Source organism: Nocardioides albus (assembly GCF_014648255.1).
Lineage (GTDB): Bacteria > Actinomycetota > Actinomycetes > Propionibacteriales > Nocardioidaceae > Nocardioides > Nocardioides albus.
On sequence record NZ_BMQT01000003.1, the window covers coordinates 1 to 13,933 of the forward strand.

The following is a 13,933-nucleotide window of genomic DNA, read 5'->3' on the forward strand; positions in this document are numbered from 1 at the left end:
GATTCAGCCCAGCCGGTGACCGCCGGACAGGGAAACCGATAGGAACGAAACCCAGGGCGAATCACGACGACGCGACCGGCCTCTTCACCCCCACCGGGTCCACCCAGCGGATTGTTGCCGACCCAACAGGTTTCCTGTGCCCCATCGTCGGGCTCACACAGGGACAGGCCCTACACGTGAGCGGCAGCTGGACCGTCAGCGGTCTGACGATCACGAATCCGTGATCGACCGTCACATCACCACCCAGTAGCCGAGCGAAACTTGTCACGCGCATGACAAGTTTTTACTCGGCCCCAGTCCCAACCGTCCTCGATTACCGTGGCTCGAGAGCGCTACCCGCCCCCGCGGACGATGCTCGCGAGCTCGGCCAAGGTGTCGATCCGATGGGTTGCCCGCGAGAGATCCTGGGTCGCGGTGAAGCTGTTGCGTACGACCGCGCAGTCGATGCCCGCGGCAACGGCCGACGCGAGACCTCGGGACGAGTCCTCGACGACGAGCGTCTCGTCACGGGTCGCGCCGAACCGCTTCAGCCCGGCCAAGTACGGCTCCGGGTGCGGCTTGGAGCGGTCGTAGTCCTCACGGACCAGCACGAAGTCCATGAACCCGGTGATCTGCCGAGATCGGTGGATGAGGTCGAAGTCGGCCCGCTTCGCCGTGGTCACGATGGCCATCCGGACGTACTGCGACAGCTCGGCGAGCGCGTCGACGACTCCGTCGATCTCGATCGCCTCGGTCCGCAGATACTCCTGGTAGTAGGCGTCCCGCGCCTCCCGCTGCCTGTCGATGACCGGCTCGTCGACACCGGCCGCCCGAGCCTGGGCCCAGGCGCCCAGCCCCTGGCTCATGTCGCGGAGGTATCGCTCCTGATCCAGCGCCACACCGATCTCCGCCAACGCTCGTTCGCCGGCCCTGAAGTACCAGAGCTCGGTGTCCACCAGGACACCGTCATGGTCGAAGAGGACGTACTTCTTCACGACCTGATCCTGACGGACTACCCAAACCTCTCCTCGTGCACCACCGTCGAGAGCGCGGAGCGGTGGCGCCAGCCGAAGCGCTCCAGGTCGGGGACGTCGGGGAGGTCGGCGACGGGGCCGACGCAGAGCCAGGCGACGGGACGTACGTGGTCGGGCAGGCCGACCAGGTCGCGCAGGAACTCCTCGCGGTAGAAGCTGACCCAGCCGACGCCGAGGCCCTCGGCGGTGGCGGCGAGCCAGAGGTTCTGGATGGCGAGGACGGTCGAGTAGAGGCCGGCGTCCGCGATCGCGTGGCGGCCGAGGACGTGGGACCCGCCGCGGGTCGGGTCGTAGCCGACGACCACGCCGAGGCCGGACTCGCAGATCCCCTCGATCTTGATCTTCGAGAACGTCTCGGACCGCTCCCCCGCCAGCGAGTCGGCGAAGACCTCACGTTCGGTGGCGACGTGCTCGCGGAACGTACGCAGCGTCTCGGGCGAGCGCACCAGCACGAAGTCCCACGGCTGGGTCATCCCGACGCTGGGCGCCGCGTGGGCCGCCGACAGCACCCGCTCGAGCACCTCGGGGTCGACCGGCTCGCCGGTGAACTCGGCTCGGGTGTCGCGGCGGCGGTTGATGGCGTCGTAGAGATCCATCAGGCACGCACCCGGGCCGCGTCGTAGAGGAACGACTCGCCCCCGTCGCGGGCCAGCGCGGGCCCGGCGAGGATGACGGCTGCCTGGCGCAGGCCCGCGTCCTCGACCGCCTCGGCGATCGTAGCCACCGTCCCGCGCAGCACCAGCTCGTCGGGCTGGCTGGCGCGGTAGACGACCACGACCGGGCACTGCGGTCCGTAGTAGGGCAGCAGCTCGGCCATCAGCTCGCGGGTGCGCCGGATCGCGAGGTGGAGCACGAGGGTGGCGCCGGTCGCGGCGTACGCGGCCAGCGACTCCCCCTCCGGCATGGCCGTCGACCGGGCCTGGGTGCGGGTGAGCACCACCGACTGCGCCACCAGCGGGACGGTCAGCTCCCGGCCGACCGTTGCTGCCGCCGCGGCGTAGGCCGGGACTCCGGGAGTCACGTCCCACGGCACCTCGGCGGCATCGAGCCGCCGGGTCTGCTCGGCCACGGCCGAGTAGACCGACGGGTCCCCGGAGACGAGGCGTACGACCTGCTTGCCCTCGCGGTGGGCGGCGACGATCGCGGCGACGATCTGGTCCAGGTCCAGCTTCTGGGTGTCGACCAGCTCGGCCTCGGGGCTGCAGTGCGCCAGCACCTCGGGGTCCAGGTAGGTGCCCGGATAGAGCACCACGTCAGCGGCCGCGAGCATCCTCGTCGCGCGGACGGTGAGCAGGTCGGCCGCGCCGGGGCCGGCGCCGACGAAGTGGACGGTCATGAGTCGGTTCCTCCATCAAGGCGGTGTCCTGAGCCTGTCGAAGGGTATGCAGGGCAAGGCACACATCCCTCGCGGAGCTCCGCCCGGGATGTGTGCCTTCGGCTGCATACCTTGACGAAGGCGCGGCCCATCACCGTACGTACCTCGGCGTCCAGACCTGCCCGGCCGCGGTCGCCCGCGTCGAGCTCGCGCCCACGATGACCAGGCACTTCATGTCGATCGAGGCCGGGTCCAGCTCGCCGAGGGTGGTCACGGTGAGCGACTCCTCGGCCCGTCCGACGTCGCGGCCGACGACCACGACGGTGTCAGGTTTGCGGTGCTCCAGGAGTACGTCGCGGGCGGTGCCGATCTGCTCGGTGCGCGAGCGCGAGGCCGGGTTGTAGATGGCCAGCACCAGGTCGGCGGCGGCCACCGCGCGCAGCCGCTCCTCAACGACCGGCCACGGCTTGAGCCGGTCGGAGAGCGACATCACCGCGAAGTCGGCCCCGACCGGAGCGCCCGCCCGTGCGGCCACCGCCTGGACGGCGCTGACCCCGGGCAGCACCCGGATGCGTACGTCGGCATAGTCCGCGTCCTCGGCCGCCTCGAAGACGGCCGATGCCATCCCGAAGACCCCGGCGTCACCGCCGGAGACGACGGCCACCCTCTCCCCCGCCTTCGCCAGGTCCAGCGCGTGCCGGGCCCGGTCGACCTCGACCGTGTTGCCCGACGCATGCCGCTGCAGGCCCTCGCGCTGGGGCACCCGGTTGACGTAGGGCGCGTAGCCGACAACGTGGCCGACATCGGCAAGCGCGGCGGAGACCTCGGGGGTCAGCCATCCATCCGGTCCCGGCCCCAGCCCGACGACGAGCACCTCACCGGAGGCCGAGCCGGTCGAGTCGCCCCCGCGCGTCACCTCGACGGACCCGACCTCCGGGAGCTCTTGTCCCGCTGGTTGAGCCGCCGCCCCCGCGCCCGTCGGTCGAGCCGCCGGAGCCGCTAGGCGGAGGCGTGTCGAGACCAACAGGGTCGAATCGAGCGCAGAGGGGACCGTGTTGGTCTCGACACGCTCGCTAGCGCTCACGGCTCGACCAGCGGGTGCGGTCGGGGCGGTGTCGCCGGGGACGACGATGAGGGAGAAGTAGGGCACCGATGACGGGTCGACGTCGGCGACCGGGAGCCAGCGCTCCTCGGGCTGCGAGGCGCGCTCGACGTACCAGGCACCCTCGAGCCGCCCGGCAGCCGCGAGCGCGGAGCGCACCGCGGGGAAGGTGCGGCCGAGCTTCATGATGATGGCGGCCTCGGTGTCGGCGAGGCGCCGGGCGAGCTCGGGCTCGGGCAGGGTGCCGGGCAGGACGGTGAGGACGTCGGTCTGGCGTACCAGCGGCGTCGAGACGGCGGCGGTGGCGGCCGCGAAGGCCGGCACGCCGGGAACCACCGAGGTCGAATAGACCTCCTTGAAGCGGTCGTGGAGATACATCGAGGAGCCGTAGAAGAGCGGGTCGCCCTCGGCGAGCAGCACCACGTCGCGGCCGGCGTCGAGATGAGCCGAGAGCCGGACCGCGCAGGATTCGTAGAACTCGGCCATCGCGCCCACGTAGCCGCCGGGATGGGTCGTGGTGCCGGTGGTGACCGGGTAGCGCAGCTCCTCCTCGATCGCGTCGGCGGGGATCAGCGAGGAGGCGATCCGGCGGGCGTGGGACTGCTTGCGCACACCGGCGTGGTAGGCGACCACCGGCGCCGCGCCGATCAGGCGGGCGGCCTTGAGGGTGATCAGCTCCGGGTCGCCCGGGCCGATGCCGACGACGGCGAACTTCCCGCGTACGTCGGTCATTCCTGCTCCTGGGCGAGTGCGTTGAGGGCGGACGAGGTCATCGCGGAGCCGCCGCGGCGACCACGCACGGTGACGAAGGGGATGTCGATGCCGTGCTCCTCGGCGAACGACGCGAGCGCCTCCTTGGACTCGGCCGCGCCGATGAAGCCGACCGGGCAGCCGACGATCGCGGCCGGTCGCGGCCCGCCGTCGAGGATCATCTCGAGCAGGTGGAAGAGGGCCGTCGGGGCGTTGCCGATGGCGACCACGGCACCCTCCAGGTAGGGCTCCCACAGCGACAGCGCGGCGGCGGTGCGGGTCGTCGCCCACTCACGGGCGAGCGCCGGAACCCGGTCGTCGCCGAGCATGCAGAGCACCTCGTTGTCGCGCGGCAGCCGGCTGCGGGTGACCCCGGTGGCGACCATCGTCGCGTCGCACAGGATCGGGGCACCGGCCTCCAGCGCGCCCCGCGCGGCCTTCACCAGGTCGGGGTGGATGACCAGGTCGGAGGCGAGATCGACCTGCCCGCTGCCGTGGATCATCCGCACCGCGAGCCGCTCGGCGTCGGCCGGCACCGCGGAGAGGTCGGCCTCTTGCCGGATGGTCGCGAAGGAGTCGACGTAGATCGCCGGTCCCTGGTCGATGTAGTCGTAGCGCCGGGTCGGGCGCACCTGCGGCGAGGGTACGAACACGCCGCGCCACGGCGTCACCACGACCGCCGGCGCCCGCTCGGCGAGCGCCTCGATCGCGGTCCGGTCGAGAACCCCGTCGGCGGCGGGGACGTGCTCGCCACCGGGCACCTGCCCGAAGCCGAGCTCCTCGACCGCGGCGGGCACCCGAGCATCAGCCACGACCGGCTCGGCGAGCGGGGAGTCGAGCTCGGCGACGTGCCAGGGCGCCGAGGGGCCCTCACCGCGTACGTCCAGGAAGTGCGAGGCGAGCGCGACCAGCCGGGAGGCGGCCTCGGCGAGCGGTACGACGCCGCCCCACGTGTCGCCGATCCGGAGCTGCCCCTCGGTGGCGGACAGCGCCACCAGCCCGAGGTCGCACTCCCGCGAGACCAGGTCGCCGCGACCGTCGTCGAGCACGAAGAGGAATCGGCCCGGGAGCGCGGCCAGGCGGGGCGAGCCGCACAGCAACCGGTCCAGCGACGCGGCGACGCCACGCAGGTCGGCCGCTCCCCCGGCGATCCCGGTCTGCGGGGAGACCATCACGTTGCGTACGAGCTCGTGGGTCTGCGCCGGCACCAGTCCGGTCGCCTTCAGCGCAGTGAGCACCTCACCGGGAAGGGCTCCGTCGACACTCGGCAGGCCGCGGACCTGCAGGTTCGCGCGGCCGGTGAGGTGGATCTTGCCGTCGCCGTAGGTCTCGGCGACGGAGACGAGCGAGAGCAGCGAAGCAGTCGAGACGGACCCGCCGATCAGGCGCAGCCGCACGAGCAGCCCGTCCTCTGCCGGCCACGGACGGCCGACTCCCGGGCACCGGTCGGTTCGGACTCGCGTCATCGGGACACCTGCTCTGCGTCATGTGCCCGATTTGGTATTGCAGCGCGGGGCACGTGGTGACCTGGCGGCGGGTGCCACCAGAGCCAGCAGGTCTTCGGACTCGGAATCGATCGGAGCGGAGCGCCTTCCCGGAGCCAGGCTCCAGTGACTGCCTTCCGCCGACATCGACCAGAAGAGCGTGCCCCGCCCGTCATCCTCACCGCTGCGCGTCAGTCCCGGACTCTCACCGGGTTCCCTGACCCCATCAGGATGGAGTACGACTGGCAGGGCGAGACTACCCACTTGCGGACATCGCGACGAATTGCTCGCTGTCCGGCCGCGGTCTGTGGCAATGTTCGGCTACTCGAATTCTGCTCCACGTCCTCCCACAGATGGAGTCTCCCGTGACCGGATCGACCCACCGGCAGCTGTTCGTCCTCGTGACCGTCTCGTCGCTCACGTTAGGCTTGACCGGGTGCTCCTCGAGCCCAGAGGCGAAGGTCTCGATCGGCCTGGTGGTCCCGGCCTCCGGAGCCCACGAGTCGATCGGCACCGATATGAGCCGGGGTTTCGACCTCTACCTCGACCAGCACGACGGGCGGCTCGGCGGCAGGCTGGTCGAAGTCGTCGAGGCCGACGAGGGCGAGCACGTGCAGACCGGGGCCGCCGCGGTCGCCCGGCTGATCGAGGAGGACGAGGTCCATGCGGTCGTCGGGCTGGTCGGCTCGGAGGCGGCGCTCGCGGCCAAGGATGTGGCGATCGCCAACGAGACGCCGCTGATCGTGACCGGCGCCGGCGCCGACCGGTTCGCCGACGGCTCCGACTACCTGTGGCGTACGTCCTCGACCAACGCAGGCCTGGGCGGCGCGCTCGGGAAGGCGGTCACGACGGAGACCGATGGAGGCTCGGCGTACGTCATCGCCTCCGACGACGCCAGCGGGCACGAGCTCGCCGACAGCTTCATGATCGCCGTCGAGGCATCGGGCGGCAGCATCGCGGGCCAGGGCTACACGTCCAGCGCTGCGGACCGGGAGTGGTCGAGCATCTTCGCCAAGGCCAAGCAGTCGGGGGCGGACGCCATCTACGCCGCCTATGCCGGGAAGCAGGCGGAGGCGTTCGTGCGCGCCTACCGTGAGTCCCGCACGGCTCGGAGGATCCCGCTCTACGGTCCCGGGTTCCTTACCGAGGGCGATGTCCTGACGACGTTGGCCGATGCTGCGACCGGGGTGCGGACCGCGCTGCACTACAGCGCAGCGGTCGACTCGCTGGCCAACGCCGCCTTCGTGCTGGACTACCGCGAGGCGTACGACGCCACTCCGACGGTCTACGCGGTGCAGGCCTACGACGCCGCGGCGGCCCTCGACAAGGCCCTCGCCCTCTCCGACGACCTCGATCGCAACGAGATCGCCGACTCCCTCGGGTCGGTCGGCACCATCGCCAGTCCGCGCGGGAACTGGTCCTTCGACCCCAACCACAACCCCGACCAGCCCTACTTCCTGCGCGTGGTCGAGGGCGGGCCCGACGGACCCCGCAACGTGGTGCTGGCCGAGATCGCCTCGACGAGCAGCTGAGGTCAGCTGGTCGCCAGGTGCAGCGCGAGACCGAGCCCGGCGAGACCGACGAGCCAGCGCAACGGACACTCAGGAGCGACCCGGACGATCCCGGGGCCCAGGAAGCCGCCGATCACCGCACCCAGCCCGAGGGCGATCGCCGCAGGCCAGTCGACCGGGGCGAAGAAGACGTACGCGATCGCGGCGGTGCCGTTGGCGACGCCGGTGGCGACGTTCTTGACCGCGTTGGTGACCGCGAGCGCCTCGGTGCGCTCGAGCACGAGCACGGCCAGCGCGATGATGCCGACGCCCGCGCCGAAGTAGCCGCCGTAGATGCCGAGCACGAAGACGATCACGCCCCAGCCGAAGGCGCGCGCCAACGTACGTCGCTGCTCGCCGTCTGCCGGAGAGTCCTGCCTCGGCGGCCTCGCAGCGGCGCGGGCAGCTGCCCAGGCGCGGATCCGGTCGCGGAGCAGCAGGAGGATCGCACCGCCACCGACGAGCCAGGGCACTATCGCCTCGAACGCCTCCGCGGGCGTGGTGAGCAGCAGGGCCGCGCCGACCGCGCCGCCGAGGAACGAGGCCAGCCCCAGCCAGGCGATCCTCCTGCCCTGGCCGCGGAGCTCGCGGCGCGACCCGGCGATGGTGCCGCCGGTGACGCCGAACATCGCCACGGTGTTGGTGACGTTGGCGACGACCGGCGGCAGGCCCGCGGCCAGCAGGGAGGGGTAGCTGACCAGCGAGGCCAGACCGGCTACCGAGCCGGTCAGTCCAGCGCCGACGCCGGCGAGCAGGAGCCAAGCGAGCTCGGCGCTCACCGGGCAGTCGTCCGGGTCAACGGACCAGGCACGGGCGCTTGGGGTCGAACGTCCACCCCGGCACCAGGTACTGCATGGCGACGCCGTCGTCGCGAACGCCGAGCCCGTGCTCGAGGTAGAGCTCGTGCGCGGCCGCGACCCGGTCGCGGTCGAGCCGGATCCCGAGCCCCGGGGCGGTCGGCACCGCGATGGCACCGTCGCGGATCTCCAGCGGCGACTCGGTCAACCCTTGGCCGTCCTGCCAGATCCAGTGGGTGTCCAGGGCGGTGATCTCCCCCGGTGCGGCGGCGCCGACGTGGGTGAACATCGCCAGCGAGACGTCGAAGTGGTTGTTGGAGTGGGAGCCCCAGGTCAGCCCGAAGTCGTGGCACAGCTGGGCGACGCGGACCGAGCCGGACATGGTCCAGAAGTGCGGGTCGGCCAGCGGGATGTCGACGGCGTTCGTACGGATCGCGTGGGACATCTGGCGCCAGTCGGTGGCGATCATGTTGGTCGCGGTGCGCAGCCCGGTGGCGCGCTTGAACTCGGCCATGATCTCGCGGCCCGAGTAGCCGCCCTCGGCGCCGCAGGGGTCCTCGGCGTACGCGAGCACGTCGTCCTTGCCGCCCAGCAGCCGGACCGCGTCAGCAAGCAGCCAGCCGCCGTTGGGGTCGAGGGTGATCCTGGCGTCGGGGAAGCGCTCGTGGAGGGCGGTCACCGCGGCGACCTCCTCCTCACCGGCGAGGACGCCGCCCTTGAGCTTGAAGTCGGTGAAGCCGTAGCGGGCCTGGGCAGCCTCGGCGAGACGTACGACCGCCTCGGGGGTCAGCGCGACCTCTCTCCTGATGCGGCCCCAGTCGTCGGCGTCGTCGTCGCCTCGCAGGTAGGGCAGGTCGGTCTTGTCCGGGTCACCGACGTAGAAGAGGTAGCCGAGCATCGGCACGCTGTCGCGCTGCTGGCCGTCGCCGAGCAGCTCGGCGACCGGCACACCCTGGGCCTGACCTGCGAGATCGAGGAGCGCGGACTCCAGCGCGGTGACCGCGTGGACCGTCGTACGCAGGTCGAAGGTCTGCGCTCCGCGGCCACCCGCGTCGCGGTCGGCGAAGGTGTTCGCGACCTGGCGCAGGAGGCTGCGGTAGCGGGTGACCGGCTGGCCGACGAGCAGAGCGGCGGCCTCCTCGATGGTGCGCCGGATCGGCTCGCCGCCGGGGACCTCGCCGACGCCCTCGCGGCCCTCGGAGTCGGTGAGGATCGCGATGTTGCGGGTGAAGAACGGCGCGTGCGCGCCGCTGAGGTTGAGCAGCATCGAGTCGTGTCCGGCGACCGGGACGACCTCGACCTTGGCGACGGTGGGCACAGTGCTGGTGTCGGTCATGGCAGCTGCAGCTCGCCGTCGATCCGGCGGGCGAGGTGCCACGGGTTGTCGTCGCGTACGGCTTCCGGGAGGATCGCGGCGGGGACGTCCTGGTAGGCGACCGGGCGCTGGAAGCGCTCGATCGCGAGGCTGCCGACCGAGGTGGTGCGGGAGTCGGAGGTGGCCGGGAACGGGCCGCCGTGGACCATCGAGTGACCGACCTCGACGCCGGTGGGCCAGCCGTTGAAGAGGATCCGGCCGGCCTTGAGCTCGAGGGCTGCGACGACCTGGGCCGCCGCGGCGTTGTCGGCGTCGGTGGCGTGGACGGTCGCGGTGAGCTGGCCCTCGAGGGCGTCCAGGCTGGGCAGCAGCTCGTCGACGGTGTCGTAACGGACCACGACGCCGGAGGCGCCGAAGACCTCGTCGGTCACGCCGTCGAGACGGGCGGCCTCGACGATCTGGGGCGCGGGGGCGTCGGTCTCACCGGGGGTGCCCTCGCCGACGACGGTGACGCCATCGGTGGCGCGGAGCGTGGCGGTGCCCTTCGCGTACGCCTGCGCGATCCCCGAGGTCAGCATGGTCGCACCAACGGCCTCGGCGGTGGCCCGGCCGGCTGCGGCCAGGAAGGCGTCGCCGGCCTCGCTCTTCGGGAGGAAGAGCAGACCGGGGTTGGTGCAGAACTGGCCGGCGCCGAGGGTCAGCGAGCCGACGTACGCCGTGGCGAGCGCCTCGACGTCGGACTCGAGCGCGCCGGGGAGGACGACGACGGGGTTGATCGAGGACATCTCTGCGTAGACCGGGATCGGCTCGGGCCGGGCGGCCGCAGCCGCGGCGATCGCCAGCCCGCCACCACGGGAGCCGGTGAAGCCGACGGCCTTGATCCGCGGGTCGACGACCAGAGCCTGGCCGAGCTCGATGCCGGCCTTGAAGTCGGTGGAGAGGAGGTAGGAGAAGGTGCCGGCGGGCAGTCCGGCCTTCTGGACGGCGCGGGTGACGGCCTGGGCGACCAGGTAGCCGGTGATCGGGTGGGCCGGGTGGCCCTTCACGATCACCGGGCAGCCCGCGGCGAGCGCCGAGGCGGTGTCGCCGCCGGCAGTGGAGAAGGCAAGCGGGAAGTTGCTGGCACCGAAGACCGCCACCGGGCCCAGCGGGATCTGGCGCTGACGGATGTCGGCACGCGGGAGCGGGGTCCGATCGGGGAGCGCCGGGTCGATGCGTACGCCGAGGTGGTCGCCGCGGCGCACGACGCCCGCGAACATCTTCAGCTGGCCGGTGGTGCGGCCGACCTCGCCGCTGATCCGGCCCTCGGGCAGGTGCGACTCGGTGACAGCGGCCTCGACGATCTCGGCGCGGGCGGCCTCGATCTCGGCGGCGACGGCTTCGAGGAAGTCCGCCCGCGCCTCAGGGGAGGTTGCGCGGTAGCCGGCGAAGGCCTCCGCGGCGGCGCTGGTGGCGGTGGTGACGTCGGGCTGCTCGGAGTCGGATCCGGCGATGATCGAGCGGTAACTCATGGTCCCTTCCTATCGGGTGGGTTCTGAGGGCAGGTCGGGCAGGTCGGCGTCAGGAGATGCGGGCGATCAGCTCGCGCAGCTCGGCGATCTCGTCCTCGCGCAGGTCGGTCAGCGGCGGCCGGACCGGGCCCGCGGGGCGACCGACCGCGGCCAGCCCACCCTTGACGATCGACACGGCATAGCCCGCCGTGCGGTCGCGGATGTCGAGGTAGGGGATCACGAACTCGTTGAGACGACGGTAGACCTCGTCGCGGTCCTGGGCGCGGACGGCATCGTAGAACTCGATCGCCCACTTCGGTGCGAAGTTGAACAGCGCCGAGGAGTAGGTGCTCACGCCGAGCTGGAGCAGGGGCAGCGCGAAGGTCTCGGCCGTCGGCAGACCGCCGATGTAGGTGAGCCGGTCGCCGACCCGGGCGTAGGTGCGGGTCATCTGCTCGATGTTGCCGACGCCGTCCTTGAAGCCGATCAGCGTGGGGTTGCGGTCCGCGAGCTGCGCGACCGCCTCGTCGTGCAGGATCGCATTGGCGCGGCTGTAGACGATGACACCGAGACCGGTGGCCTCACAGACGCGGCTGGCGTGCTCGACGAGCCCAGCCTGACCCGCCTCGGTGAGGTAGGGCGGCATCAGCAGCAGACCGTCGGCGCCCGCGGCCTCCGCCGCCTTCGCCTGCGCCACCGCGTTCGAGGTGCTGCCCGTCGCAGGCGCCAAGACCGGGACTGCACCCGCGACCTCGTCAACAGCCGCGCGTACGACGCGGTCGGTCTCCTCCAGGTTCAGCGAGAAGCCCTCACCGGTCCCGCCGGCCGCGAAGAGACCTGCGACCGGATACTGAGCCAACCAGCTCAAGTGTTTGCGGTAGCCCTCTTCATCGAACTGCAGATCCTCGGTGAAGTGAGTGACCGGGAACGAGAGAAGCCCGCTCTTGAGCTGGGCGGCCAGGTCGGTCGGGCTGTACTCGGTCACGAGTCACGTCCTTCGGGGTTGGTGGTGCAGAAGTGGTGACCATCACGTTATGGACGGTCGGCGATGCCTGTCCAAGCCCGAATTTGAATCTCGTGATGCGTGCGGGGCATCGCGGGAGTTGGATGCGAGTTCGTAGAGACCTCATCTCCGCTGGTCGAGCCTCATCCCCGCTGGTCGAGCCGCCGGAGCCGCTAGGCGGAGGCGTGTCGAGACCAACACGGCTCCCTGCCGGAACGTCCCACCCGAAGGCTGGCCTGGGCCGCCGACCCGACTTCGAGGGTCTTCTCGACGAACACCGGAGTAAAGGACGGCCTTCGGCCGCCGGCTACGCCGGCCGCTACCGCGGTCCTTGACACCGGTGCCCGCCGAGAAAAAATTTGGCTGGCTATCGGGGCGGCGGCCCGGGTGTGGCGCAGCGGAATCTTGCTTCGAACGGGTGCTGCCGTGGGGCGGGAGGGTGGCCCTTCGGGCCACTTACCACCCACAGGTTTGAGGCCGTTCGCTCACCACGAAAAAGGCATTTGACCAGGGAGAATAGGTTCCCAGAACGGTGGTCGAGGAGTAGAATCAGAGCCATCACGACACGCCTCTGAACACTCGGAGAGGAGGGGCGGCGATGAGCCTGGACGGCAGCATCGACCACTGGGGCATCAACCCCGCTGACGCGATCGATGCCGAACTGGCTGCCATCGAGTCCTCCCTCGACACCCTCCTGACCCGTGACCCTGCCTACTGGCGCACCAGCCAGAAGAAGACAGCCCTGGAACGGATCGAGCGACTGCAAGCGAAACAGGCCGCGTTGAAGCTGCGGATCCTGGCCGCTGCGGGGGATATCGCCGAGGAGACCGGCGCCAAAGACGTCTCCGGGTGGATGCTGACCGAACTGCTAGTCGACAAGAAGACCGGCCGCGCCGAAGTGAAATTCGCTGCCGCGGTGAGCAGATACGAGCTGGTCGCTGCCGGCCTCGCTGAGGGTGTCGTGTCCCAAGACAAAGCCCGGGTGATCACCAAAGCGCTCGAGGCGGTTGAGGCCGACCCGGCAGCCAGTCGTGAAGACCTGCTTCTCGCGGAGAAGCTGTTGGTCGACTACGCCACCCAGATGACCGCCGAGGACCTCAAGAACGTCGGGAAACGGATCCTGTTCGAGGTCGACCCCGAACGCTTCGAAACCGCCGAGGCCAAAGCACTCCAACGCGAAGAAGAGGCCGCCCAACGGCGGACCTTCTTCCAGTCCCGCGCCAATGGGGATGGGACCGTGGACATCCACGCCCGCGTCTCGACCGCTGTCGCGATCAGGCTCCGCACGATCCTGGACTCCCTGGCGCAGCCCCGGAAGCTCTCGGCCGAGGACAAGGGCCGCAAGGCACCCTATGACCGGCTCCTGGGGCAGGCGTTCGCCCGGATCATCGAGACCTACGACGTCGACCAGCTCCCCCGCCATGGTGGCCACGCCACCACGGTGTTCATCACGATGAGCGTGGAGGATCTCCGCAACGACCTCGGTACCGCCGCGTTGGGGTTCGACGGGGACCAGATCACCGCCGCCGAGGCCCGCCGGATCGCCTGCAACGCCGACCTCATCCCCGTCGTCCTCGGCACCGACTCCGAGATCCTCGACTTCGGCCGCAGCATCCGCCTAGCCCACCCCGTCCAACACCGAGCACTACGACTACGCGACAAGTGCTGCCAAGCCGAAGACTGCGACGCCCCAGCAGCCTGGACCGAAGCACACCACCTGAAACCCTGGTCCGCAGGCGGCAGAACAGATCTGGCGAACATGGTGCTGTTGTGCCCCAGCGACCATCGCCGGATCCACGACCCCGACTACACCCATGAGCGGCTACCGGACGGACGGATCCGGTTCACCCACCGCATCTGACCGTGTCCGGCCTGCCCCGGGCCTGGCCGGCCCGGCTGTCCGACTCGAGCTTGTGAAAGTGTTCACGAGGTCGGACCCTCTGTCATAGCCAACGACAGGCGACCCCCGGCGCGAGTCAGATGAGCGCCCCCAGCGGCCCCGGTCGGGGACCTCGCCCCAACAGGATCCATCGACCCGGGTCCTCAGTCCCGTACCCAACCCGAATATCGCTGCGCCATACCCCGCCGCCGACCCGATAACCAGCCAAAATTTC

Annotated in this window: 12 protein-coding genes, 1 pseudogene and 1 riboswitch; of the genes and pseudogenes, 3 read left to right on the forward strand and 10 right to left on the reverse strand. The window is 70.7% G+C overall.

Annotated features, from left to right (window positions below; all coding sequences use genetic code 11):
• A partial coding sequence (locus IEY84_RS26655) for a hypothetical protein (protein ID WP_229788402.1) occupies window positions 1-224 on the forward strand: 224 nt, incomplete at its 5' end.
• A 108-nt stretch (window positions 225-332) separates the two neighbouring features.
• On the opposite strand, the gene IEY84_RS06230 is transcribed toward IEY84_RS26655, so the two are convergent.
• The 6 genes and pseudogenes from IEY84_RS06230 to IEY84_RS26660 all read right to left on the reverse strand — a co-directional run.
• Window positions 333-974, reverse strand: a complete 642-nt coding sequence (locus IEY84_RS06230; RefSeq protein WP_183543417.1) for an HAD family hydrolase — start codon at window positions 972-974, stop codon at window positions 333-335.
• Window positions 975-991: 17 nt separating this feature from the next.
• Complete coding sequence (gene bluB, locus IEY84_RS06235) at window positions 992-1,609, reverse strand: 5,6-dimethylbenzimidazole synthase (protein WP_183543419.1); 618 nt, start codon at window positions 1,607-1,609, stop codon at window positions 992-994.
• Window positions 1,609-2,349: a precorrin-4 C(11)-methyltransferase gene (gene cobM, locus IEY84_RS06240; RefSeq protein ID WP_183543421.1), complete on the reverse strand. Its 741-nt coding sequence runs from the start codon at window positions 2,347-2,349 to the stop codon at window positions 1,609-1,611. Before cobM ends, bluB begins: the two co-directional genes overlap by 1 nt.
• 130 nt (window positions 2,350-2,479) lie before the next feature.
• Window positions 2,480-4,162: a precorrin-3B C(17)-methyltransferase gene (gene cobJ / locus IEY84_RS06245; RefSeq protein ID WP_183543423.1), complete on the reverse strand. Its 1,683-nt coding sequence runs from the start codon at window positions 4,160-4,162 to the stop codon at window positions 2,480-2,482.
• Window positions 4,159-4,767, reverse strand: a complete 609-nt coding sequence (locus IEY84_RS06250) for a precorrin-8X methylmutase (protein ID WP_229788472.1) — start codon at window positions 4,765-4,767, stop codon at window positions 4,159-4,161. Before IEY84_RS06250 ends, cobJ begins: the two co-directional genes overlap by 4 nt.
• A 690-nt stretch (window positions 4,768-5,457) precedes the next feature.
• Window positions 5,458-5,646, reverse strand: a pseudogene (locus IEY84_RS26660) (ferredoxin-like domain-containing protein); the annotation flags it as partial.
• Window positions 5,647-5,714: 68 nt separating this feature from the next.
• Window positions 5,715-5,925, reverse strand: a riboswitch (cobalamin riboswitch).
• A 104-nt stretch (window positions 5,926-6,029) separates the two neighbouring features.
• Between IEY84_RS26660 and IEY84_RS06260 the strand changes: the two are divergent.
• A complete protein-coding gene (locus IEY84_RS06260) occupies window positions 6,030-7,196 on the forward strand; it encodes an ABC transporter substrate-binding protein (RefSeq protein ID WP_183543425.1) in 1,167 nt (388 codons plus the stop codon).
• A gap of 2 nt (window positions 7,197-7,198) precedes the next feature.
• Here the strand turns inward: IEY84_RS06260 and IEY84_RS06265 are convergent, their stop codons facing one another.
• The 4 genes from IEY84_RS06265 to kdgD are packed head-to-tail and all read right to left on the reverse strand — an operon-like array spanning window position 7,199 to window position 11,801.
• The gene (locus tag IEY84_RS06265; protein ID WP_183543427.1) at window positions 7,199-7,993 is read right to left on the reverse strand and encodes a sulfite exporter TauE/SafE family protein; all 795 of its coding nucleotides are present in this window, start codon (window positions 7,991-7,993) and stop codon (window positions 7,199-7,201) included.
• Window positions 7,994-8,009: 16 nt separating this feature from the next.
• The gene (locus tag IEY84_RS06270) at window positions 8,010-9,347 is read right to left on the reverse strand and encodes an enolase C-terminal domain-like protein (protein ID WP_183543429.1); all 1,338 of its coding nucleotides are present in this window, start codon (window positions 9,345-9,347) and stop codon (window positions 8,010-8,012) included.
• Entirely contained in the window at window positions 9,344-10,837 is a 1,494-nt protein-coding gene (locus tag IEY84_RS06275) for an aldehyde dehydrogenase (NADP(+)) (RefSeq protein WP_183543431.1), read from the reverse strand. The genes IEY84_RS06270 and IEY84_RS06275 overlap by 4 nt, the downstream gene beginning before the upstream one ends.
• Window positions 10,838-10,886: 49 nt before the next feature.
• Window positions 10,887-11,801: a 5-dehydro-4-deoxyglucarate dehydratase gene (gene kdgD / locus IEY84_RS06280; protein WP_183543433.1), complete on the reverse strand. Its 915-nt coding sequence runs from the start codon at window positions 11,799-11,801 to the stop codon at window positions 10,887-10,889.
• 616 nt (window positions 11,802-12,417) lie between these two features.
• Between kdgD and IEY84_RS06285 the strand changes: the two genes are divergently transcribed.
• Complete coding sequence (locus IEY84_RS06285; protein WP_183543435.1) at window positions 12,418-13,680, forward strand: HNH endonuclease signature motif containing protein; 1,263 nt, start codon at window positions 12,418-12,420, stop codon at window positions 13,678-13,680.
• The last annotated feature ends 253 nt before the right edge of the window (window positions 13,681-13,933 follow it).

Coding starts and splice junctions, on each gene's coding strand:
- IEY84_RS06285 (WP_183543435.1), top strand. CDS start 12,418: ATGAGCCTGGACGGCAGCATCGACCACTGGGGCATCAACCCCGCTGAC.
- cobM (WP_183543421.1), bottom strand. CDS start 2,349: ATGACCGTCCACTTCGTCGGCGCCGGCCCCGGCGCGGCCGACCTGCTC.
- bluB (WP_183543419.1), bottom strand. CDS start 1,609: ATGGATCTCTACGACGCCATCAACCGCCGCCGCGACACCCGAGCCGAG.
- cobJ (WP_183543423.1), bottom strand. CDS start 4,162: ATGACCGACGTACGCGGGAAGTTCGCCGTCGTCGGCATCGGCCCGGGC.
- IEY84_RS06270 (WP_183543429.1), bottom strand. CDS start 9,347: ATGACCGACACCAGCACTGTGCCCACCGTCGCCAAGGTCGAGGTCGTC.
- IEY84_RS06275 (WP_183543431.1), bottom strand. CDS start 10,837: ATGAGTTACCGCTCGATCATCGCCGGATCCGACTCCGAGCAGCCCGAC.